The sequence below is a fragment of the Lutimonas vermicola genome, assembly GCF_038433205.1.
Taxonomy (GTDB): domain Bacteria; phylum Bacteroidota; class Bacteroidia; order Flavobacteriales; family Flavobacteriaceae; genus Lutimonas; species Lutimonas vermicola.
Genome location: NZ_JBCDNA010000003.1, coordinates 739814 through 764076 on the forward strand (window position 1 = coordinate 739814; position 24263 = coordinate 764076).

General features: G+C 39.6%; 22 protein-coding genes. 10 read left to right on the forward strand and 12 right to left on the reverse strand.

All coding sequences use genetic code 11. From position 1 onward, the window contains the following. From trpB to AABB81_RS15300, 5 genes are all read left to right on the forward strand, one after another. Positions 1-1188 carry a tryptophan synthase subunit beta gene (trpB, locus tag AABB81_RS15280; protein ID WP_342161431.1) on the forward strand — a complete coding sequence of 396 codons (1188 nt, stop codon included), beginning with the start codon at positions 1-3 and terminating at the stop codon, positions 1186-1188. A 59-nt stretch (positions 1189-1247) separates the two neighbouring features. Then, on the forward strand, positions 1248-2042 hold the full coding sequence (gene trpA / locus AABB81_RS15285) for a tryptophan synthase subunit alpha (RefSeq protein WP_342161432.1): 795 nt from the start codon (positions 1248-1250) through the stop codon (positions 2040-2042). 82 nt (positions 2043-2124) lie between these two features. Beyond that, complete coding sequence (locus AABB81_RS15290; protein WP_342161433.1) at positions 2125-3918, forward strand: sensor histidine kinase; 1794 nt, start codon at positions 2125-2127, stop codon at positions 3916-3918. Between the two features lie 101 nt (positions 3919-4019). Then, positions 4020-5432 (forward strand): sensor histidine kinase, encoded by a 1413-nt coding sequence (locus AABB81_RS15295; RefSeq protein ID WP_342161434.1) that lies wholly within the window; start codon positions 4020-4022, stop codon positions 5430-5432. A 22-nt stretch (positions 5433-5454) separates the two neighbouring features. Then, positions 5455-6228, forward strand: coding sequence for an enoyl-CoA hydratase/isomerase family protein (locus AABB81_RS15300; RefSeq protein WP_342161435.1), 774 nt, complete (start codon positions 5455-5457; stop codon positions 6226-6228). A 13-nt stretch (positions 6229-6241) separates the two neighbouring features. Here AABB81_RS15300 and AABB81_RS15305 read toward each other — a convergent pair whose 3' ends face one another. From AABB81_RS15305 to AABB81_RS15315, 3 genes are all read right to left on the reverse strand, one after another. Continuing rightward, the gene (locus tag AABB81_RS15305) at positions 6242-6904 is read right to left on the reverse strand and encodes an HD domain-containing protein (protein WP_342161436.1); all 663 of its coding nucleotides are present in this window, start codon (positions 6902-6904) and stop codon (positions 6242-6244) included. A 62-nt stretch (positions 6905-6966) separates the two neighbouring features. Next, positions 6967-7347: a hypothetical protein gene (locus AABB81_RS15310; protein WP_342161437.1), complete on the reverse strand. Its 381-nt coding sequence runs from the start codon at positions 7345-7347 to the stop codon at positions 6967-6969. A 9-nt stretch (positions 7348-7356) separates the two neighbouring features. Next, positions 7357-7767: a BrxA/BrxB family bacilliredoxin gene (locus tag AABB81_RS15315; protein WP_342161438.1), complete on the reverse strand. Its 411-nt coding sequence runs from the start codon at positions 7765-7767 to the stop codon at positions 7357-7359. Positions 7768-8050: 283 nt separating this feature from the next. On the opposite strand from AABB81_RS15315, the gene AABB81_RS15320 reads away from it, so the two are divergent. Then, positions 8051-8791, forward strand: coding sequence for a TerB family tellurite resistance protein (locus AABB81_RS15320; protein WP_342161439.1), 741 nt, complete (start codon positions 8051-8053; stop codon positions 8789-8791). A 41-nt stretch (positions 8792-8832) separates the two neighbouring features. Here the strand turns inward: AABB81_RS15320 and AABB81_RS15325 are convergent, their stop codons facing one another. Beyond that, complete coding sequence (locus AABB81_RS15325; RefSeq protein ID WP_342161440.1) at positions 8833-11058, reverse strand: cation:dicarboxylate symporter family transporter; 2226 nt, start codon at positions 11056-11058, stop codon at positions 8833-8835. 182 nt (positions 11059-11240) lie between these two features. Here AABB81_RS15325 and thiL point away from each other — a divergent pair, with 182 nt between their 5' ends. Beyond that, the gene (thiL, locus tag AABB81_RS15330) at positions 11241-12284 is read left to right on the forward strand and encodes a thiamine-phosphate kinase (protein WP_342161441.1); all 1044 of its coding nucleotides are present in this window, start codon (positions 11241-11243) and stop codon (positions 12282-12284) included. A 1-nt stretch (position 12285) separates the two neighbouring features. On the opposite strand, the gene AABB81_RS15335 is transcribed toward thiL, so the two are convergent. From AABB81_RS15335 to AABB81_RS15345, 3 genes are read right to left on the reverse strand one after another with little or no spacing between them, the layout of a single operon-like run. Continuing rightward, entirely contained in the window at positions 12286-12801 is a 516-nt protein-coding gene (locus AABB81_RS15335; protein WP_342161442.1) for a DUF4251 domain-containing protein, read from the reverse strand. A 48-nt stretch (positions 12802-12849) separates the two neighbouring features. Next, positions 12850-13482, reverse strand: a complete 633-nt coding sequence (locus tag AABB81_RS15340; protein WP_342161443.1) for a methyltransferase domain-containing protein — start codon at positions 13480-13482, stop codon at positions 12850-12852. Between the two features lie 11 nt (positions 13483-13493). After that, entirely contained in the window at positions 13494-14285 is a 792-nt protein-coding gene (locus AABB81_RS15345; protein WP_342161444.1) for an alpha/beta fold hydrolase, read from the reverse strand. Between the two features lie 50 nt (positions 14286-14335). Between AABB81_RS15345 and brnQ the strand changes: the two genes are divergently transcribed. Further along, positions 14336-15628, forward strand: coding sequence for a branched-chain amino acid transport system II carrier protein (gene brnQ / locus AABB81_RS15350; RefSeq protein ID WP_342161445.1), 1293 nt, complete (start codon positions 14336-14338; stop codon positions 15626-15628). Positions 15629-15651: 23 nt separating this feature from the next. On the opposite strand, the gene AABB81_RS15355 is transcribed toward brnQ, so the two are convergent. After that, on the reverse strand, positions 15652-16944 hold the full coding sequence (locus tag AABB81_RS15355; RefSeq protein ID WP_342161446.1) for an aminopeptidase P family protein: 1293 nt from the start codon (positions 16942-16944) through the stop codon (positions 15652-15654). A 106-nt stretch (positions 16945-17050) separates the two neighbouring features. On the opposite strand from AABB81_RS15355, the gene AABB81_RS15360 reads away from it, so the two are divergent. Beyond that, positions 17051-17671, forward strand: coding sequence for a DUF6973 domain-containing protein (locus tag AABB81_RS15360; protein WP_342161447.1), 621 nt, complete (start codon positions 17051-17053; stop codon positions 17669-17671). Positions 17672-17691: 20 nt separating this feature from the next. On the opposite strand, the gene AABB81_RS15365 is transcribed toward AABB81_RS15360, so the two are convergent. Beyond that, a complete protein-coding gene (locus AABB81_RS15365) occupies positions 17692-20880 on the reverse strand; it encodes a WD40/YVTN/BNR-like repeat-containing protein (RefSeq protein ID WP_342161448.1) in 3189 nt (1062 codons plus the stop codon). 84 nt (positions 20881-20964) lie between these two features. Here AABB81_RS15365 and AABB81_RS15370 point away from each other — a divergent pair, with 84 nt between their 5' ends. Further along, a complete protein-coding gene (locus tag AABB81_RS15370; RefSeq protein WP_342161449.1) occupies positions 20965-21765 on the forward strand; it encodes a TPM domain-containing protein in 801 nt (266 codons plus the stop codon). Between the two features lie 40 nt (positions 21766-21805). On the opposite strand, the gene AABB81_RS15375 is transcribed toward AABB81_RS15370, so the two are convergent. From AABB81_RS15375 to der, 3 genes are read right to left on the reverse strand one after another with little or no spacing between them, the layout of a single operon-like run. Beyond that, positions 21806-22345, reverse strand: coding sequence for a GNAT family N-acetyltransferase (locus AABB81_RS15375; RefSeq protein WP_342161450.1), 540 nt, complete (start codon positions 22343-22345; stop codon positions 21806-21808). 23 nt (positions 22346-22368) lie between these two features. Then, entirely contained in the window at positions 22369-22872 is a 504-nt protein-coding gene (locus AABB81_RS15380; RefSeq protein WP_342161451.1) for a YciI family protein, read from the reverse strand. Between the two features lie 51 nt (positions 22873-22923). Further along, on the reverse strand, positions 22924-24228 hold the full coding sequence (gene der / locus AABB81_RS15385; RefSeq protein ID WP_342161452.1) for a ribosome biogenesis GTPase Der: 1305 nt from the start codon (positions 24226-24228) through the stop codon (positions 22924-22926). Between the last annotated feature and the right edge of the window lie 35 nt (positions 24229-24263).

Below are 24263 nucleotides of genomic sequence, written 5' to 3' on the forward strand. Positions count from 1 at the left end.
ATGAAAAAATCATATCACGCAGATGATAAGGGTTACTACGGTGTATTTGGAGGGTCATTTGTTCCCGAAATGCTGCATCCCAACATGGAAATTCTTCAGGAATCATATTTGAAGATCATGAATGAACCATCTTTTAAGCAAGAATTCAAGGCCTTGTTAAAGGACTATGTCGGAAGGCCATCACCTTTATATCTTGCCAAGAGATTATCTGAAAAGCACGGAGCGAAGATTTATCTGAAACGAGAAGACCTGAACCATACAGGGGCCCATAAAATCAATAACACGATTGGCCAGATCCTTTTGGCCAAAAGACTGGGAAAGAAACGAATCATTGCCGAAACAGGCGCCGGGCAGCATGGTGTTGCAACAGCAACCGTCTGCGCTTTGGCAGGGATGGAATGCACGGTTTATATGGGTGAAATAGACATCGCAAGGCAGGCACCCAATGTGGCCAGGATGAAAATGTTGGGAGCAAAAGTGGTAGCAGCCACTTCAGGAAGTAAAACCCTGAAGGATGCCACGAACGAGGCTATCAGAGCGTGGATCAACGATCCGGTGGAGATTCATTATATCATTGGATCCGTGGTTGGATTTCATCCTTACCCTGATATGGTGGCCAGGTTTCAATCTGTTATTTCAGAGGAAATGAAATGGCAGTTGATGGAAAAAGAAAATACTGAGTACCCTGATTATATAATTGCCTGCGTGGGAGGCGGAAGTAACGCCGCAGGTGCATTTTACCACTATCTCGACCACGAAAAAGTGAAGCTAGTGGCAGTGGAAGCTTCGGGAAAAGGAGTGGATTCAGGTGAATCAGCGGCCACAAGTGTTTTGGGAAAAGAAGGAATCATACATGGAAGCAAGACATTGTTGATGCAAACCGAAGATGGCCAAATTATTGAGCCCTATTCCATTTCAGCCGGGTTGGATTATCCCGGGGTAGGCCCTCAGCATGCCCATCTGTTTCGTTCTGGCCGTGCCCAATTTTTGAACGCCACTGATGATGAAGCCATGTTGGCCGGGCTTGAATTGAGTAAATTGGAAGGCATCATTCCTGCAATTGAAACCTCCCATGCCCTTGCTGCACTTGATAAGATGAAATTTAACAAAGAAGATATAGTAGTTGTGAATTTGTCAGGAAGAGGCGACAAAGACCTGGATACCTATATCAAATATTTTGATCTGTAGGATTTTAATAAATCAAATTCGTTTTTAAAAAACATACAGAACATAAAAAAGTCAAAAAAATGAACAGAATAGAACAAACCTTATCGCTACACGGACCTGAAGGTAAGGACCCGAAGAAACTATTATCCATATATTTTACGGCAGGTTACCCTGAGCTCAATGACACTGCCCGGATCATCAGGGAACTTCAGTCATCCGGAGTGGACATGATTGAGATCGGATTGCCTTTTTCTGACCCTTTGGCTGACGGGCCAACCATTCAGGCAAGTAGTACCAAGGCTTTGGAAAATGGCATGCACACCGAAAAACTTTTTGATCAACTCGCTTCCATTCGTGAAGATGTATCTATCCCCTTGCTGATTATGGGTTATTTTAATCCAATGCTGCAGTATGGGATTGAAGCATTTTGCGAAAAATGCAGTCAGGTGGGTATTGATGGATTGATAATCCCTGACCTTCCTGTAGATGTTTTTCATGAACAGTATGCGCCAATTTTTGAAAAATATGGTCTGTATAATGTGTTTTTGATTACACCGCAAACCTCCGATGCCAGAATCAAATATATTGATCAAATTTCAAAAGGGTTTATTTATATGGTTAGTTCTGCAAGTACTACGGGCGCCAAAAACAGCTTTAACAAGGGCCAATCCGATTATTTTAGGCGTATCTCGAACCTCAAGCTGGAAACGCCACAGATTGTGGGATTTGGTATTTCAAATCATGAGACTTTTAATCAGGCAACTTTATTTGCAAACGGGGCCATAATTGGCTCCGCGTTCGTTAAATTTTTAAAGGAGAATTCCATAAAAGAAATCCCTGAATTTATACAAGGAATTTTAGGAGCCCGAACTTAACAGTAAGATAATATATTCTTAATTTTTCTTTAATAGGATTGTTTAATTCAGCATTGTAAATACACCTAATTTTGCATTTGAAATGTATCCAAAAGCTGTAAGATTGGGATTAGTAGGAAAATTGGAATATCGAAAAAAGATATTCATTTATTTATCGGCAATATTTATTGTGTTTACAATCCTTGTATTGTTGTTTCAGTACAAGCGGGAGCGCGATTTTAAGCGTGATCAGATAGAAGTGAGCCTGAATAATATTGCTGAACTGACCTATAATTTCATCAAGCGAAAAGGCCTTGATCAAAATAGAGGGATGGGCGAGTTGGATTCTCTGTATCTCTATAGCCCAAATGAGAATATTAGGGTCACCGTATTAGATAAAACCGGTAAGGTGCTTTATGATACCGAAGTAAAGGATGTGACGACGATGGAGAATCATTTGTACCGGCCCGAAATTCAAAAATCTTTGAACAATGGAAAAGGGTCAAACATCAGAGAGTCTGCCACGACGGGATATGAATATTATTATTACGCGAAAAACTATTCCGATCTTTTTATCCGAACCGCGGCTCATTATGATATAGAAGTAAAGAATTTCCTTGGCGTCGAAAAGCTTTTCTTGTTTTATTTAATCACGTTGTTTTTGGTGACTTGGGGGTCTATAAGTTTGATCACAAGAAACTTGTCGTTAGCCTTATTAAAGCTCAAGGATTTTGCTACACGACTTAGTCATGGAGAAGAAATAAAAGAAAAAGTTCAATTTCCCAAAGGCGAATTCGGAGAGATCAGTGAGCAAATTGCCGATATTTATGATAAACTCACAATTGCAAAGAGCAAAATAGAGATTGAGAAAAACAAGTTGTATTCCCATTTGATCGCATTAAATGAAGGCATTGCATTTTTTACCCGGGATAAAAAGAAAATTCTAAGGAATAATCATTTTATCCAGTATTTGAATATAATTTCTGATGAAACCAATATATCGGAAGAGCGTATTTTTGAAGTTAAGGAGTTTAGGAAATTAAATGAATTTTTAAACCAATACCTGGTTGAGGAAGTTGTGATCAAACAGAGTGAACTTCCCCATCTGGAGGAGGTCATCTATAAAGACAAGAGAAGCTTTAATATACATGCCATAATTTTTGCAGACAAAACCTTTGAAGTAGTGATCAGGGATATCACCAAAATAGAAAAGCAAAAGAAAATCAAGGATGAAATCACTTCGAATATTGCGCACGAACTGAAAACACCGATCACAATCATTTTGGGTTACCTGGAACTTTTGAAAGAAAACCACCTGGAAACTGAAGATCGAAACAAGTATATTGCTAATGCTTACAAGCAATCCGAAAGGCTTTCTGACCTGATCCAGGATATTTCTATGTTACATAAGATGTCTGAAGCCAGGGAGCAATTTAAATATGAAGAAATCAATCTGAATGAGTTGATTTTCGAAGTAAAAGAGTCTCTTAACCTAAGCTTGAAGGAAAAAGACATTAAGGTAAACATCAGGTTGTCTAAACCGATTATAATCAAGGCAAACAGATCTTTGCTCATCTCGGTTTTTTATAATTTGTTTGACAATGCCATTAAATATGGAGGAGATCATATTGAAATCTGTCTGAATAATTATTTGGAGGACTCGAATTTTTATTATTTTTCATTTTCCAACACAGGCAACAGTATTGATCAAAAACATTTTCTTAGAATTTTTGAAAGGTTTTATCGGGTTGATGAAGATAGGTCCAGGCCAAAAGGAGGTACAGGATTAGGGCTTTCCATCGTAAAAAATGCAATTCAGTTGCACGGCGGGGAGATTACGGCCGGCAGTTTAAAAGAGGGAGGTGTTGAATTCCTGTTTACCATATCAAAATCTTAGAAAAAACAAGGTATAAATGCTTTTTTGAATTTAGTATCTTTACCGAAAAAGCGATGCCAAGTATTAATAAATTTTCCCTGCGAACAAGAATCTTTATTGCAATGATTTTCATTGTTGTAATTGCTTCGGTATTGATTGCAGCTGTTACAATTTATCAGTATAACGAGGAAGCTGAAGAATATCACAAGAACAGGCTTGAGAGAAAAGAAGAGGCAATTAAAGCAGCCATCACTTATGAACTTAACCGCGATACCATCAAGCAGTTTGAAACGGTATTGTTGCCCAGCATCCTGGAAAAAAAGTTGAATGAAATTTCAGACATTCACAATCTTGATATTAACATTTACGACCTTCAGGGAAATTTATTGAGAAGTTCCTATGCAGAGAATGCCACTGACACGACCGACGCCAACCTTTCAAAAAATATGCTGCAGCGATTGGCTTTTAATCCTGATCACCGTCTGGTCCTGCAAAAATCTGACGAAGACGGCGTAAAGTTTAAATCTTCATTTTCATATTTGATAGGATCGGATTATAGCCGTGTTGGTATTATTGGTGTTCCTTACCTGCAGGATAATACATTTCAGGACAAAGAACTGAAGGAATTTTTAGGGCGTTTGTCTTTCGTTTATTTATTGATTCTTTTTATCGCTATAGTCATGGCATATTTTCTTTCCAAATACATTACAAAATCGCTGGAAAATGTAAGCAGAAGGATGCGACAAACCAAAGTGGATGGGACCAATGAAAAAATCATCCTTGACAATGCCAGCCAGGAGATTATCAATTTGGTGGATTCTTATAATAGTATGATTGATCAAATTGAAGACTCTGCAGTAAAACTGGCTCAAAGTGAAAGAAAACATGCATGGAGGGAGATGGCCAGACAGGTGGCCCATGAAATTAAAAACCCCTTGACACCGATGCGATTAACTGTACAAAGTTTTAACCATAATTTTGATCCTAAGGATCCGGACATCATGGCTAAAATGAATGAATTTTCAGAGACTTTAATCCAGCAAATAGATATCATGAGCTCTATCGCCTCTGCATTTTCAAATTTTGCTCAAATGCCCAAGCCTAACAAGGAAGTCCTCAATATTGTGGATGAGGTGAAGAGAGCGCTGGACATATTTCATGAATACAATATTCATTACCATTCCGAAAAGCCTGAGATCATTACTAATTTAGATAAGATTCAACTGACCAGAATAGTAACAAACCTGGTTACCAATGCTATTCATGCTCTTGAAAACAAAGATGATCCGCAAATAGAAGTGAGCGTTTCAGAAACTGAAACAGAGGTGTTGTTAAAAGTAAAAGATAATGGTACGGGTATTGAAAAATCGGATTTGGCAAAAATATTTGAACCAAAATTCACAACAAAATCAAGCGGAATGGGTCTCGGGCTACCTATGGTTAAAAATATTGTAGAAGCCTATAATGGAACCATAACCGTTGATTCCGGAGTGGATGAAGGGACTGTTTTTTCAGTATCTTTACCCAAAGAATAGATAAACTTAATTTTTTTGTCCGATGGCATATCAGCATATTATTATCGAGATTGACGATTATCTGGGCTTGATTACAATTGACCGCCCTAAAAAGTTAAACGCTCTGAATAAGGAGACAATTTCAGAATTACACGATGCCTTTAAAACACTGGATGACGATAAGGATGTGCGGGTAATTATTATTACAGGAAGTGGAGAAAAAGCATTTGTTGCCGGTGCCGATATTGCCGAATTTGCCAATTTTGACATGGCTCATGGAAGGGAATTGTCAAGAAAAGGACAAACTGACCTTTTTGATCTTGTCGCCCACCTGTCTACACCCGTTATTGCAGCCATCAATGGCTTTGCCCTTGGAGGCGGACTGGAACTTGCGATGGCAAGTCATATCAGGGTAGCCAGCAGCAATGCTAAAATGGGCTTGCCGGAGGTTTCCCTGGGCCTGATTCCAGGCTATGGCGGAACCCAAAGGTTACCACAGCTTGTTGGCAAGGGAAAAGCTTTAGAAATGATTACTACCGGAGGTATGATCGATGCTGATGAAGCACTGGCTTACAGATTGGTCAATCATGTTGTTTCTCAGGAAGAACTTCTTTCTTTTTGTGAAGATCTTGCAAAAAAGATAGCCAGGAATTCACCCATGGCCATTAGTGCAGCCATCAAGGCCGTTAACGCAAATTACAAAGAGTCAGTCAATGGATTTGATGTGGAAATTGAGGCCTTTGGAAATTGTTTTGGCACAGATGATTTTGAAGAGGGGACTTCTGCATTTTTAGAAAAAAGAAGACCCAAATTTTAAACAGGCTCACAAGTCATTGAATTCCATTCCACTCATCATAGAATTGATTCAAATAGGCCTCCATAAATTCATGCCTTTTTTGCGCCAGTTCCCTGCCGGTTTGGGTATTCATTTTGTCTTTAAGAAGCAATAATTTTTCATAGAAATGATTGATCGTAGGGGCTTGGCTGTTTTTATAGCTTTCTTTGTCCTGATCGACTGCCGGAGGAATCTCCGGGTCGTATAAGGATCTGTTTTTATACCCTCCATAATTAAATGCCCGTGCGATTCCAATAGCACCAAGGGCATCAAGCCGGTCTGCATCCTGAATTACTTTAAGCTCGTTTGATTCAAATTTGCTGTTATCGCCTTTATCCAGACTGGTTTTAAAGGAAACATATTTAATGATATTTTGAATATGATCAATGATGTCTTCTTCCACGTTTATACTTCTTAAAAACCCAGCAGCTTTTTTCGGCCCGATCGATTCATCTCCTCCATAAAATTTTGCATCGGCTATATCGTGTAACAAGGCTCCTAATTCTACAATAAAAGTATCAACATCTTCGCCCCTGGCGATTAATTTTGCATTTTCATACACTCTTTGAACATGGTGCCAGTCATGACCTGCTTCGGCTCCGCGTAAGGTCTCTTGTACAAAGTCGGCTGTAAGGGCGATGAGCTTTTTTTTATCCATATTGCAAAATAAAAAAACCTCCTGATTAAAAGAGGTTTAAATGAAATAATTATTTGATTGATTTACTGAAAAACCGCGGTACACTTCCCATCCACGCAGGTTATACTACTGGGTGGCATGGCTATAAAGCAATCTGATTGAATACTGTATTTTTCATTATATTCTTTTTCCAGTTCATTGAGTGTTTCAATCTTTGCTAAAAAAGTAACAATATCAATCGAGTTCGAATAAACGATATATTCCCAGAAACCGCCACAGGGTTTTGCTCCAATGCCAACACTGTAACAACTGTATTCCTCAGAGCAAATTGAAGTGCCTGCCAGGTTTTTGATCTCAATTGTGAGATTGTCAATCACTTCTTTTTCGGCTTCCTGTGGAGAAATTTGATCGGAATCGTCACAATAAATGACCAAAAAAGTCATTAACAACAAAAGAAACTTCATAACATGGATTTAACAAAATTCTTCATAAGCCCCAGCCAGATTCGCAGCGATCATGTCGGCCGATCTGCCTTCAATATGATGTCTTTCAAGCATGTGAACCAATTGGCCGTCTTTAAAAAGCGCAATTGAGGGAGATGACGGCGGAAAAGGAATCATCATTTCCCTGGCCTTATTTGTAGATTCAACATCAACACCTGCAAATACAGTCGTTAGATGATCAGGAGCTTTTTCAACCTGCAGGGAGGCAATTGCACCTGGCCTTGCCGTTCCCGCGGCACAACCGCATACAGAGTTCACCATGACCAGGGTCGTTCCTTTTTGTTGCAATGCCTTTTCAACATCCTGTGATGTATATAATTCTTCAAAACCTGCATTCACTAATTCCTGACGCATAGGTTTTACCAATTCTTCTGGATACATAATTTTTATTTTTTAGTTAAATATTTGAGTATACAAAGATAAGCAATGAAAATATATTAACCAGCATAGCCTAAATTAAGTTAAGTCCTGATTGTGGCATAAGAAATCAAAAAGTTTACCATAATTTCCGTTGCAATAGAGCGTAACAGGTGAAGAACAGATGGGTATTAAAACGACCTTTTCCTTCCTACAAGCCCCGGATGGGCTATTTTTCACAAAATATTTGGATTTGAATTGGCTTAAAATGTGTCCAGACGCGTATATTTGTGCTTTTTAATTAAGTATGGCAAATTTTTCGAAATGGCTTGGTGCAGGTTTGGGATGGACCTTTGCAGGTCCAATTGGCGGCATCCTTGGTTTTGTTTTAGGCAGTTTTGTAGATGAATTCTCCGAAAGCGAACTTTTGGATGCAAATAAAAATGCGGGAAAAAAACAATCAACCCAGTCCGGAGATTTTGAGATCAGTTTATTGGTACTGGCGGCTATTGTTATCAAAGCCGACGGAGGTGTCGACAAAAGGGAGCTTGATTTTGTGAGGTCTTCATTTGTAAGCATGTACGGCAAAGAACGTGCTAATCACGCTTTTAAACTTTTTAAAGGAATTATTAGTAACAATCGAATTTCCACTCGACAGGTTTGTATGCAGATCAACAGACATATGAATCACCCCTCAAGGCTTCAGTTACTCCATTTTTTATTTGGAGTAGCCAAAGCGGACGGGATGGTCACTGAGAAGGAATTACAAAAGATCAATACCATAGCCGGATACCTGAATATCAATCAATACGATTTCAATTCCATTAAGGCCATGTTCTACAATGAGGTTGACAGTTCGTATAAAATCCTGGAAATTAAAAAATCGGCATCCAATGAAGAGCTCAAAAAGGCTTATAGAAGAATGGTCAAAAAATACCATCCTGATAAACTTCAAAATCTGGGCCCTGAACATGTTAAAGGAGCAGAAGATAAATTCAGGGAGGTACAAAGGGCCTATGAGCATATTCAGAAGGAAAGGGGTTTATAAGAAGACAGGCCTAAATGATCTCCTTGTTTAGAACGAACAGATTATTCCGGTTCTGACCTTAAGGAGTCTTTCTCTTTTGCAAACCAGGGTTTGATCACATCATTTAGGATATTCCATTTTTGACTTTCTTTTTCAATTGGGTTACCAAGGATCCATTGGTCATAGATCCGATCAAAGGTGCCGTCCTGCTTTCTGAAATCGATCCATTTATTGATATAACCACGCCAAATATTGTCTCTGGCGAGAGGAAATACCAGTGCGTTATTGATGTGATACGGCAAAGGGTTAACTACCTTATAATCTGTTTTAAATATTGTGACTGAAGCAGCCCTCTCAGCGCTGGTTAGATGGGCATCAATAACCACGGAATCATTACGGGTGCTATCAATTTCATTTTTCATATGTTGACTAAGGGTAAAAAAGTCATTGATCTCAGGAACAGGATAAGCACCACCCTTAGGAAAATAGGATAAGAATTCTTTAGCGATTTCTTTGCGGTCTATATATGAAACTGTAAATGTGTCCAGTTTTGAAGCTGTGTTAAAATTATCAAACATATTGTTATCCTGTTTGGTGAGGAGTGCCAGGCTAACATTGAGATAAGGCTTTGACAATTCAACTTCTTCAGCATAACGGCTTGACAAGAAAATATCGGACATCACTATGTCAAAATAATCTGATTTAATGCCGTCTAAGACAAAACCTGGTTTGATAGGCACAAATTCAATATTTACATCAAGATCGGCCGCCAGTTGATGGGCCAGGTCAATTCCATAACCTACAAGGGCGCTGTCTTTATTGTAAAAAGTAAAAGGACCTGCGTTTTCATAAAATCCGATTCTGACCTTATTCCTTCTTTTGATTCTGCTCAGGGTATTTTCTCCTCTCCACTTCGGATTCGGATTGGGACCTGACTTCTCAAGGATGACATAGTTTTGTTGGTTACTGATCAGTTTAAACTGATTAACGATCTCCAGATTGCTTGGGATATTTTTCATACTTGACTCCAGGATCAATCTTAGGGCAACGACTGATATAACAGTCGTAATTGAAATAACGACAAGAGCCTGAATAAACTTCCTTTTTTTAAACTTTATATACCCTCCGCAGGCTGATACTGTCAAAAGGGTCAGGGTAATCAGGTGAAAAGCACCCAATACGACCCTGATCCTATCTGTAATGACAGTTGAAACCACGAAAAGCTGGAAGGTTTCTTTCGGGATTTTTAATAGGTCCAGGCTAAAAGGCAGACCTGTGATGGGAGCCACAAAACTACTCAGCAGGGTGGAACTTAGAAATATGGGATAATCTGAAAAAGCAAGGGCTTTACCCGTGAACCAGGCCGCAAAGGGCACAAAGATAAAAATCATCAAGGTACCGAGGTTGGGAAAAGGATAAGCCAGCGGCATGATAATATCCACCCGGTCCTGATCCTCTTCCGTGGCATGATCATCAGATTGGATGATTTCTTTGATATTCTCGATAAGTTGCGGATATACAACAATGATTTTCCCTGTTGCAAAAATTGTTATCAGGGTTGATCGGGTAATTCTAAAAATGGTTTTTGAAGAATAGGGTGTAAATATTGCTATGAGATAGGGTAGCACGATAAAGGTGATCAGAATCACAGCGAGCAAATAGACGAAAAGGTAGCCCTGTAAACGGCTGAGATCAGACCAGCTTAAGGTGCTCACAACACCTGCAGCAATACTAAAAACGCCCAAAGGTGTAATTTTAATGATCATTTTATTAACTTGATTGAGCCCGTCGGTAAGCACATCCAGTGGTTTTAAAAGAGACTCCTTATTTGGTAGTTTCATGACCCCCAAACCAATAAAAATACTGAAAAGAACAACTGCCGGAACCACATTGTCACTCATTGACTCAAAGGGATTGGCTGGAATATAAAGTTTGACAAAATCAAAGGGAACCACGGGTTGTATAAAATCAGCACTGTAGAAATTACCACTTGACCATGAAGGAAAGCTCAAGGGTAAAATAATCAAATAAAGCAGTCCTATGTTTAACAGGAGGAACAGGAATATGAGCCCGTATCGAATAATTTTTTTCCCTGTATCCATCGATAGCCTTCCGATGTTCACAATGAGTGAAAACATGATATAAGGAAGGACAGTCATTTGAAGCAAACCAATAAATACATCTCCTGCGATGCTGAGCCAAGCCACTTCTTCTCCAAAAAACAAACCGGTCGTAATGCCACCCAAAACACCCATAAGAACTTTAGAGGATAGCGATAGTTTCTTCATAGGTTTTATAGTGTTATAATCGGTATATATGATGTCGGATCATGGATAAAAATATAAATTTTATATTAAATTTTGGGTGGCAATCTTTATTAGTGCTTTTAGATTGGTATTGTCTTTAATTGAAAGCCCCGAATTTAATCGGCTTATATGGAAATTTTAAAGAGAAGGACTATCTTTGCGCCATGTTAGAAGATAAAAATCAATCAAGAACTTCCCTTTCAGAATTGGGAGAGTTTAAGTTAATAGATCACCTTACCAAACAAACTGTTATCCATCATCATCAGACCATAAAAGGAATCGGTGACGATTGTGCGGTTATAGGTCGAGGAGAGGTTCAAACGCTGGTTACCACAGACCTGTTGGTTGAAGGCGTACATTTCGATTTGAGCTATATGCCTCTTAAACACCTCGGTTATAAAGCTGTCGTGGTGAACCTTTCGGATGTTTATGCCATGAATGGCGATGCCAAACAAATTACCGTATCAATAGCGGTTTCCAATCGGTTTCCTCTGGAGGCTCTGGAAGAATTGTATGCCGGTATTCACCTGGCCTGTAAAGCGTATCAGGTGGATTTGGTAGGAGGAGACACGACTTCGTCAACAAAGGGATTGCTCATTAGCATTACCGCACTTGGTGAGGTCAAAAAGGAGAAATGTGTTTATAGAAACGGGGCCAAATCAAAGGATTTACTTGTGGTAACGGGTGATCTGGGCGCTGCGTATCTTGGTTTGCAGGTACTTGAAAGAGAAAAGCAGGTGTTTCAGGTCAATCCTAATGCCGAACACGAACTAGAAAATTACACATATCTTGTGGAGCGTCAGTTGAAGCCTGAAGCCAGAAAAGATATCATCCAATTGTTGGCGGATCTGGAGGTGCAACCTACTTCAATGATCGATATTTCAGATGGTCTCTCTTCTGAAATATTGCATTTATGTAAACAATCAAATACGGGATGCCAACTTTTTGAAGATAAAATCCCCTTAGATCAGCAAGTCATTTCCACATGTGAAGAATTCAATATTGACAGTACAACCATTGCCTTGAGCGGGGGTGAGGATTATGAGTTGTTATTCACTGTCAAACAAGAAGATTTTCCTAAGATAAAGGCCAATCCAAACTTCAGTATCATTGGATACATGACAGACGAAGCCAACGTGGCTGAACTGGTAACACGCGGAGGACAAAAAGTAGCTATCGTGGCTCAGGGTTGGAACGCAATGAAATAACTTATTCCTTTGGTTTAGGCTTCTTGGTCATTCCGTCGTATTTAATATTTGAGCGGTAATTACTGTTGACATTGACAAGTGTTTTTCCATTTTTGAAAAACGATAGGGTAAAGTCGTATTGCTCATTTTTACTGATGGCACTAAATGTCACACTTATCTTTTTTTTGTTGTCGTCAGCCGTCATTGTATAATCTTTCATGAGCCCTTCAAATTCGATACCACTGTTTCCGGTTATGGCTGATGTGCCTGAATACAAATTCCCAAAGTACGGCAAAAAGATATTTGCGCTGTCTTTGTTGATTTTTATAAAGTTGGGATTTGTGGTTAAATTGATTCGGCCTCCTTGCTGAGCATTGGCCCAGTCTGCCTCAAAATCATATTTCTCGCTCTCGATCAACTCCAGCATTTTTTTGTATTCTTCGGTTTCCAGCATCTCTTTTTTTTCTTTTTTTGTCTGACCCAAAACGGCAGGTACAAAAAGCAGACTCATCATAAGCACAGTAATTATTTTCTTCATCGCATCGATCTTTAGTTATAATAATATAGCCAACCTTAAATTTAGCAATTATTTGGAAAAGGTGATTACCCGATCAGAGATTTCTGCATCTTTAAAATCACAAAATTCTTTAATCCATTCTATGGTTTTATCCTGGTAAATAAAAACATGAGAAGGGTCATTTTTGTAATACCAGCTATCAAAGTCAATTTCCTTTTCAAAAAGATGTGTTTTACAGATCAGTTTCCCGTCGGGGAGCAGGGACTTATATAATTTTTTGAATTCCGTCAGGGGATGGTAAAAATGCTCCATGACTTCGCAGCAAACAATAAACTCATATCCATAATTCATCAGTGAGATGTCATTAAAAAAGATGGGATCAAAATACGACATGGTATAGGCCTCTTTTGAAAGATGTTCAGATAAAACCGGTGTATGTCCGCAGCCATAATCAAGACCCCTGGCTCCTTTGCCAAAATAATGTTTTACCTGTTTGATGATAGGGCTTACGAATTTAAGATAGCCCATATCTTTTACGTCACTTTTATGGTTAAGGTATCTCTTTTTTTCATCGTAAATATGCAATAATTCATGCCGGTCCCTGAAAATTCCCGCACAATTGGGGCAAAGCAGGAAATGCTGATTATTATCCTTGAAGAACGTGCTGGAAGGCGCAGTACAAAGTGGACAAATATCTTTCATATGTAGATTTATTAAAGATCTAAACGCAGAGGTCCCCACTCAGAAAGGGCTTTAATTAATTCCTGTTTATTCTCGATGTGACTCATATGGCCATCTTCAAAAACGACCTTTTCCACAGATCCAACAGCGCTTTGAAGCAATGAACTTTGGTAATCGAGAGCGGGATCCTTCTTGCCTATAACCATCAGTACAGGGTAATTGTTTTGCTCTAGTATATGAGTGCGATCTGTTCTTGTTTTCATCCCCTCAAGGGCAGCAATAATTCCTTGCGGGCTCATTTGTAAGGCTTTTTCGGTAGTTCCCTGAATTTCTTTTAAAAAGACTGATCTGTTCTCTTCAGAAAATAAATTAGGGATGGCTATTCTGATAAAGGTTTTATGGTTTTGTTTTACGGCCTTAATACCCCGATCCCTGTTTATTTTTTTCTCTTCTGTATCGGCAAGCGCCGTAGAATTCATAAGGCAGATACCTTGAACCATTTTCGGGAACAATTCAGCGAAAGCCAAAGCAATATACCCCCCCATGCTATGACCAATAAGCGTGCATCGGGGTATGTCGAGGTGGTCCAATAAAAAATGCAACATCCGGGCCTGGGCTTCCATCGTGTGTATATAGCCCAGATTATCAGTTTTTCCATGACCCAGAAGATCAAGGCAAATAACACGATGAGTCTGCCGAAGGGAACCTACGATATCGTCCCACATGCTAAGGTCCTCCAGGAATCCATGCAAAAGCACTAATACCGGCCCGCTTCCCTGATCAGAATAATAAAATTTTGCATTTTTATAAAGTAGTTTTGGCATAAAGAAGTAATTGCTTCGCTAATTTACTATATTTATCACATTCTGAATCTATGAATAGAACCAAACAAATCTTCGTACTGGGTTTTGCCATTTTTGCCTCGTTCTTTGGCGCGGGTAACCTGATACTTCCACCCCTTTTAGGTTTTAATTCAGGGCCTGATTGGTGGATGGTCACCATTGGCTTTATTATTTCAGCAACAGTGATTCCATTACTTGCCCTATTAGGCCATGCGAAACTACAGGGGACCATGGTTGATTTTGGTAAAAAAGTATCCATGAAGTTTGGTGTCATATTCAGCATTTCAGTTTATGTAATTGCGACTGTTCTAGCTTGCCCAAGAACGGCAGCAGTAACCCATGAAATGGCGATTCAGCCATATTTTGAGATAAATTCTTTGATAACCAGCACCGTTTATTTTTCTGCTGTTTTTGTTTTTGCGATTAACAGGGGGAAAGTCATGGACTTTCTCGGTAAATATTTGACACCCATTATTGTGATTATTTTATTAATTATCATTGGGATTGGTGTTACCGGTTCCTCAGAAAATATGGTGGCCAGTCAATATAAAAACTCTTTTATCAGCGGTTTTTTAGAAGGATATCAAACCTATGATGCGATTGCAGGTCTTCTTGTGGGTGGTATAATCGTGGTCAATGTAAATAATTCCAATTGGGATATTCAGGTTTCAGATAAAAAAAGCATCATTATTCGTTCGAGCCTGATTGCCCTGACGGGTTTGTTTATCATTTATCTGGGCTTAATTTTTATAGGCGCAAAATACAATTTTGAGTTTCCATCCGACATTAGCAGGCCACAGCTTCTCAGTTCTTTGGCAACGATAACTTTAGGGAAATACGGATCTGCATTCCTGGCAGTTTTGGTGGCGGCTGCCTGTTTTACGACAGCGGTAAGTATCGTGGTAGGTACTGCTGATTTTTTTAAGGAACTGTTTCATGATTCGAAACCAATCTATATTATTACAGCTGCGGTTTCAAGCGTTTTTGGAATTCTTATAGGTCAGTTTGACGTAAAGTTTATCATTGATCTGGCTGTATACGTCCTGATGTTTATTTACCCTATTGCGATATCATTAATAATGTTGAATTTACTCCCTGAAAAATATGCAGGCCCAATTGTTTTCAGAACCGTAGTTGGGATCGCAATTTTATTTAGTATTCCGGATTTTTTAAAATTTTTGATCCCGGTTGAAAACCTGGAATTTTTATACAACATAATCCCTCTTTCCAGAGAAGGCTTGGGTTGGATAATCCCTTCTATTCTTGGGTTTGCTTCAGCAAACATATACAGCTCGATAAAAAACAATACTGCTAAAAATGCCTGAAGAATTTTTAATCAGAGGTTTGCTTATTTCGACATCCATTTTTCAATATCTTCTATTTCGATAGGGATATTTTCCATAAGATTAACCGGGTCCCCACTTTTTTGGATCAGGTAGTCGTCTTCTAACCTGATACCAAGATTTTCATCTGGAATATAGATTCCGGGTTCCACGGTAAAAACCATACCTGCCTCCATAGGCTCTGTTAGGATACCATAGTCATGCGTGTCGAGCCCCATATGATGTGAGGTCCCATGCATAAAATACTTCTTGTATGCCGGCCAGTTTGGATCTTCCTTCTCAACATCTTCTTTGGAGATCAATCCAAGTGTGAGTAATTCTTTAGTCATGAGCTTGCCCACCTCCACGTGATAATCTGCCCAAATAGTTCCAGGGACCAACATTTTAGCAGCGGCATTTTTTACCCTTAGAACAGCATTATAGACATCTTTTTGCCTTTGAGAAAATTTTCCTGAAACAGGAACGCTCCTTGTCATATCACTTGCATAATTGGCATATTCAGCGCCAACATCTATAAGGACAACCTCCCCTTCTGAACAAGGCTGGTTATTTTCTAAATAGTGTAATACACAAGCATTAAATCCTGACCCGATAATAGGGCTATAAGCAAAGCCTGCCGATCTGTTTATTTTGAATTCATGAATAAACTCTGCCTCAATCTCGTATTCCATTACACCCGGTTTGATAAAACCTAAAACCCTTTTAAATCCTTTTTCGGTAATATCACAGGCTTTTTGTATCATTTCTATTTCCTGTGGTTCTTTAACTGACCTCAACCTTTGGATAATCGGTTGGCATCTTTTATAACTATGACCCGGATATTTTGCTTGCAGCCATTTGATAAACCGGGCATCACGGGTTTCAGTTTCCACATTTGCCCTGTAGTGTTCATTGGTATTCACATACACGGTTTCAGCCTGCGTCATTAGTTCAAATAACACTTTTTCCATTTCCTGTAACCAGTATACGGTTTTGATACCTGATGTTTCAAAAGCCTTTTCCTTGGTTAATTTTTCTCCTTCCCAAACGGCGATATGATCATTTGTTTCTTTCAAAAAAAGTATTTCCCGGTTTTCCTTTTTTGGACAGTCAGGAAAGAGCACCAAAACACTTTCTTCCTGATCAACCCCTGAGAGATAAAAGATATCCCTGTGTTGCGCAAAGGGCAGTGTGCTGTCTGCACTGATGGGATAAATATCGTTTGAATTAAAAATGGCCATTGAATTTGAAATCATTTTATCTGCAAATTTAGCCCTGTTCTTTATGAACAATTGTTTATCGATGGGAAGATATTTCATATGAGATTTGTTTTTTAGACTTGGATTTCCAAAATTAGGAATTTTACGACGAAATATGGGTTAAAAAGCAAAAATTACGATGTACTTCTTTTAGTATCTTTAACCTATGAAAACAATCATCTTTCAGGCGGTTTTATGGAGTGTTTTAACCATGAATAGTTATGGTCATGATAAGCGTGCAAGTTTCTGGAATTTAAGTAGCCCTGAGAAATGGTGGGTGATCTGGCATCCCTTTAAGGCAAAAAATGCTTTAGAAGTATCTCTTAAAACGCTCCGTGTAACTGATTCAATTCTCAAATTGGGTATCGTTGGCACTGACATAAGCGGTGGCCGGCTGGATGCGTTTAAGCATGCTTACTGGATGGCTCTTCTAAGTCAAAGAATTGGTGAGAAAGCGGCTGTCAAATTGGGTAAGGCACATGAAAAGGGAAATTACAGGACTTTTCTCAAAGGGAGAACCGAAGACGGGTCTTTGCCTGATAAGGCCTCTTCTGATATGGATCATTTCAACAACAAGGCCGGGCTTGATATTTATAGAAAAAACCCGAAGGCAGATGAAACCGCTCTGGCAGCGTTGGTCATCAAGTCATTGTTGTCCGGGGAGCTAATAATCATTAAAAAACAAGGAAACACCTACCTCACCTGTGAAGGAATACCTATCAAAGCAGACACTTTAAGGGGAACATGGGAAAATGACAAATGCCTTGTTCCATCAGATGAAATTTAGGGACATATATTTTCTAAGTACTATTCCAATAGATCGTAATCCTTAAAAAGGCTGAGTTTGGCTTTTTCTACCTTTCCACGATAATCCATCCAGTCCCGGGCATAAAACGCATTAATCTTTTTGATCACAGGATCGAGTTTGACTTGAGCATTTTGAATCAACTGTTTTTCTGTTTTTCCCGGTACCCTGTCTAAAGCCCCTACATAAGATATAGCTGTATTTAAAAAAGAAATATTAGAGGGGGTCTTTGTTGCGGTAATCCCTTGACGTTTATCTTCTTTACCGAGCACATCATCAATGAGTTGGTCGATTGATTTTTGAATACTGTCGCTTAACCGGATAAGGTCTTTGTGCAGAATAGTGTCGTTTATTTTAGCTTGTTTTTTAACAGTCAAGACGGTATTTTTTGAGGACTTTAACTGTTCAACCGACCTAAAGGCCAGATCTTTCTTTTGTTCCAGTATTTTAAGAATATCGTGCTTTTCCTTCAGGCTTTCATAGGGTATATCTATCCTGGGATCAAACGCAACTTTTATTTGCGCCGAATCTTTGAGGCCTTGAAAATGTAAAACCAGTTTATATGTACCGGGTATCACCTTGACCCCGGAAGGTTCAACATGGGTTGTTACTGTACTTCTTGACGGACTGAATACGCCTTTCTCATCCAGGTTCCAATACAATCTTTGCAGGCCGTTTTCTTTGGGAACATCCGGTTTCAAGGTGCGGATGAGGTGGTCATTGGCGTCGTAAATTTTTAAAATAAGAGAATCATTTACCGTGTTTTTCTTAACCTCCTTTTGGCTGTTCTTTTTTGTTTCCTCCTTGTTGATCATGTAGCTGATCATGGCGCCTTTTTTACGATTTTCTCCGTTAAATGTGGCATTTGCTCCAAATCTTGTTCCGCTCGGTTCCTGGTACTGGACGCGGTAGGCCATTGGGGGTTCAAATAATTTTATGGTCCTGTCAAGAATTTCGGTACCGTTCTTAGCTATTTCTCTCAACGGACGAATGTCATCCAGAACGTAGAGGGATCGTCCAAACGTTCCAATGGCAAGGTCATGTTCCCTTGGATGAATGACCATATCCATTGTGGAGACACTGGGGTAATCATTGGTCCATTTGGTCCATGAGCTCCCTTCATTCAAACTGATATACAAACCATTTTCGGTACCGAGAAAGAGCAACTTTTTTTCCAAGGGATCCTGAACCAAAGAAAGGCTATAGCCAAAGTTTTCTTTTTTGTCTTTTAACAAATTTATCCAGGTTTTTCCATAATCACGGGTTCTCAATAAATAGGGTTTAAAATCAAAATTTCGATAATTATTGACAAGGGCGTAAGCTTCGCCTTTTGCAAAGGCAGAGACCCTGATCTGTGCAACCCAACCATCTTTTGGTAATTCACTTGATTTAGGACTGACATTTGCCCAGCTCTTTCCTCCGTCCCGGCTTAGTTGTATCTGTCCGTCATCTGTACCAACCCATAATTCATCTTTTTGCAGGGTACTGGGACTGATCACAAGGATACTGCAATAATTCTCTGCTCCAGTAGCATCCATTGTAAGCCCACCACTATCGTGTTGTTTTTGCTTTTCAGGATCATTTGTTGTGAGGTCATCAGAAATCAGCTCCCATTCATGGCCCCGGTTCTTTGATTTATGCACAAACTGACTTCCATAATAAATTGTTTGCTGATCAAAGGGATCAATGGCAAGAGCCGAATTCCAGTTGAATCGCAGTTTGACATCGGGATCAGGATGTTTTGGTTTTATAAACTTAGCGGCCCCCGTTTCACGGTCATATCTGTATAAATTACCTCCCTGGGACATGGCATAACCATAACGATTGTTTTTTGGATCTGGAATCACATCAAAGCCATCGCCGAAAAGGATCTCCTGCCAATATGAATTTCGAATGCCTTGTGACTTGAAAACATAAGCCGGTCCTGCCCAGGATCCGTTATCCTGCATACCGCCATAAAGGTTATATGGGAATTCATTGTCAACGTTGATGTGATAGAATTGTCCAACAGGCAGGTTTTCAACAAACTTCCATGTTTTACCTTTATCTTTTGTGATGTTTAATCCACCGTCATTCCCATCGATCATATATTCAGGATGATCAGGATGAATCCACCAGGCGTGGTGGTCCGGGTGTATACCCACTTCGGAATTATAGGCTGGCATCAGCTGTTGGAAGCTTTTTCCACCGTCAATGCTGTAATTGACATAGGTAAAAACCGTATACAATCGATGTTCGTTTTTGGGATCCACAAAAATATCGGAATAATAAAAAGGACGGTCCCCAATTCCTGAACTCCCTCTGTCAGAGGAATTGCTATTGATTAGTTTCCACGTAAACCCGCCATCATCAGACCTGTAAAGACCGTTTTTTTTGGCCTCAATCAAGGCGTAGACCACTTTAGGATTGCTTTTTGAAATAGCGAGTCCAATTCTGCCCAGCTCTCCTTCGGGTAAACCGTCTTCCTTGGCCTTTTTGGTCCAATTGTCTCCTCCATCAAAGGAGACATACAAACCTGACCCTTCGCCTCCGGAATGAAAAGTGTAAGGTTTTCGCCTGTGTTGCCACATAGCGGCTATCAGTTTATTGGGGTTGTTTGCATCCATAACCAGATCAGCCGCTCCTGTTTGATTATTCACAAACAATATATTCTTCCAGGTTTTTCCACCATCGATGCTTTTAAAAACCCCTCTTTCGGAATGTTCACCCCAGGGAGAACCTATGGCGGCAACATAGACTGTATTCGGATGATCCCGATCTATGATGATACGATGGATATTCCTGGTTTTTTCCAGTCCCATCAGTTTCCAGTTTTTCCCTCCATCGATACTCTTGTAAATACCAAATCCGCTATTCATACTATTTCTGGGGTTTCCTTCTCCTGTTCCCACCCAGATCACGTCGGGGTTGCTTTGTTGGATACTGATGGCTCCGATTGATTGTAAATTTTCTTTGTCAAAAACAGGTTCCCAGGATATACCTTCGCTTTCCGATTTCCAGACGCCCCCGGATGCGGCTCCCACATAGATAATATTGGGTTTTTCATTGACCACATCGATTGCAGTAATCCTTCCGCTCATCCCGGCAGGACCCACTGCTCTGGCCTTCATACCCTTTAACTTTTCAATATCCAGTTGCTGGGCTTGACTTAAAAATGTAGTAAACAGAAGGATAAGGAATAGTTTTTTCATCAGAGAATTGTTAGTATCTAGAGAAAGAATTGCTGCTTTTTTGGTATATTGCGTATCAATATTACAAAGAACTTTTTGATTACAATGCATCTTAAACTGATTAAATATACGAGCCTGTTGTTATTGTTTATGGCAGGAAGCTTTCAAATGAAAGCACAGGATTATTTACCTGAAAAGCCAAAAACCCAAACCAGTGTTTATGACAAGGCTCAAATGATGAGTGGAAACGAAGCAAAAAGACTCGAGCAAAAACTCATTAATTACAGCGATACAACTTCAACCCAAATCGTTGTGATTACGATTAATTCTTTGGAGGGTAAGGACATCGCTATGTATGCGACCGAACTTGCCCATAAATGGGGTATTGGTCAGAAAGACAAAGACAATGGGGTACTGCTTCTCGTTTCAAAAGAAGATCGCCGCATGACCATAAGGACCGGCTATGGAGTAGAACATTTACTTACCGATGCTTTATCAAAAAGAATCATTGAAAACATCATCACACCTGCCTTTAAACAGGGTCGGTATTATCAGGGACTCGATCAGGGAACCGATGCCATCATCCGAATCATGAATGGCGAATATCAGGGAGAAAGAACTCGTGAAGGGCCGCAGGGAAAATTCCCTGCATTTCTTATCGTGATCATTTTTATCGTAATCATGATGATTCTTTCACGAAGAAATAAAGGAGGGGGCAGAAAAGGAGGAAGAAAATCGGGTGGATTTTCACTTCTGGATGCGATCATACTGAGTCAAGCCGGCAGGGGTGGTTTCGGAGGCGGCAGCTCAGGCGGAGGTTTCGGAGGTGGCGGCTTTGGCGGAGGCTTCGGAGGCGGCTTCGGAGGCGGCGGCTTCGGAGGTGGTGGAGCAAGCGGAGGCTGGTAGTATGTTCATACAAGCGGGTGGATATATCAGCAATTTGTTTTTAAAGAAATTCCCGATTGCTTAATGAAAGAATGATATTATCTTCATTGTCCGGGTCTTTTTCTTCAGCTAGAATCACAAAGCCATTTTTCTTTAATAAATTTATTGAATTTTCATTGGCATGATGCGTATAGGCTTTGATATGATTGAGTTTTAAGGTTTCAAATCCAAATCCAAGAACCGCTTGTAAAGCCTCATTCATAAAACCCTTGTTTTGATAATTGGGATGCAGGTCATAGCCTATTTCGCCGGTTTTAAGGTCCTTTGAAAAATTCCAAAGACAAATTGAACCTATCATTTCGGGCTTCTCATGTTGACAAATAGCCCAGTTGACATTGGCACCATCGGCCATGCTATTTTGAACTTTTTTTACAAAGTCCATGGCGTCTTCTAACGCTTTGGGATGTTCCCTTTTAATAAATTTGGTGACTTCCGAGTCAGATCTTAAAAAAAACACCCGGGTATAGTCATCTTCGCAATAATCGCGCAATTTTAAACGTGTCGTTGTGATTTCGGGGAAAGGTTTAAATGTAAAATTCATCCTGCTTTTCTGCTCATTGATGATTAGATATCTTCTTTAACAAAGGTAGCATGAAGCTCATTGACCTCCATCAAAGCGGCTGATGCATACCATTCCCGGAGTTCGATCTCCAAATCACCGGCCTTAATCGAAGGATCGGTATTGGAAAGCAATCTTGCCTTCTCAATGGATTGCACATTCAAAACATAGATCCTGCGGAGGTCATCATTTCCAAAAAAAGGACCATCTAAAACTAATTTTCCTTTGTTCGCCAAACGATTTATATTATCCAAATGTGCCCTTTGTAAATCACTTCGCTGAACTGAATCAACACTATGATTAGGCCAGCTTTTTAGAAAGGCCATGATATACTTTTTCATACCATAAGCGTCTGCCCCATAGTGCCTGGCTTTTACTGAATCACAAACTTTAGCAGCAATTTCAGTTGTTTCTTTACTGACTACTTCCTTAGGTCCGGGAACCGTTTTTTGACACCCGACGATGGCAAAAATAAAGGTCATCAGCATTAAAACGTTTTGATATTTCATTTTTAGACATTTAGAAAAAGTCCTGAAGTTCTAAAGGTAAAAAATGATTTGTTACTTTTTCCTAAAATAAACAACCACGGGAACTCCTTTAAAATTGTAAATTTCCCTCAGTTTGTTTTCAATAAATCGCTTATAGGGTTCTTTGACATACTGTGGCAAATTTGCAAAAAAGACAAATTGAGGTGTTGGAGAAGGCAACTGCATGCAGTATTTAATTTTGATATATTTTCCTTTGTAGGCCGGTGGAGGATTTAACTTTATAATTTCCAGCATGGTCTCATTCAGCTTACTTGTGGCGATTTTTTGTTTTCTGTTTTCAAATACTTCTACAGCCGTTTCAATGGCTTTAAAGATTCTTTGCTTTGTAAGTGCCGAAATGAAAACTATGGGAACATCGGTAAAAGGCGCTGTTTCCCTTCTTATCATGGCCTCAAATTCTTTGGTGGTATGTGTGTCTTTTTCCACAAGATCCCATTTGTTCACCAAAATAACGATACCCTTTTTATTTTTTTCTGCCAGCCAAAAGATATTTTGATCCTGCCCCTCAAAACCTCTCGTGGCATCAATAATTAAAATACAAACGTCACTGTATTCAATGGCTCTTACAGATCTCATGACCGAATAGAATTCAAGATCGTCTTTTACTTTTGACTTTTTCCTGATCCCAGCCGTGTCAATAAGATTGAAATCAAAGCCAAACCTGTTGTATTTGGTGTCAATTGCGTCCCTGGTAGTTCCGGCGATATCAGTAACGATATATCGGTCTTCTCCGATTAAAGCGTTGATAAAAGATGATTTTCCCGCATTTGGCCTTCCAACCACAGCAAACCTGGGCAGATCATCTTCTACTTTTTCTTCTTTTTCAGGAAGTGCTGCCACAATAGCATCTAACAACTCTCCTGTGCCACTCCCATTGGTGCTTGCAATGGTGTAGTAGTCACCCAAGCCCAGCGCGTAAAATTCAACCGCATCAGCAGCTCTTTTAGCATTATCCACTTTGTTAACTGTTAAAAAAACTGGTTTTTTAACCTGTCTTAATAAATGGGCAACTTCTTCATCCATCCCTGTGACCCCACTTTCAACATCAACCATAAATATAATGGCATCGGCTTCATCAATGGCCAATTCGACCTGTTTGTCAATTTCAGCTTCAAAAATATCATCACTGCCCACAACATAGCCACCTGTATCGATCACAGAGAATTCCCTGCCGTTCCAGTCGGTTTTACCGTAATGCCTGTCGCGTGTAACGCCGCTAACAGCGTCAACTATAGCCTCTCTTCTCTGAATCAAACGATTGAAAAGCGTCGATTTCCCAACGTTTGGCCTTCCAACAATAGCAACAATATTTCCCATGTTTTTTTTATAAAATCGCTGCAAAGATAAGCTTA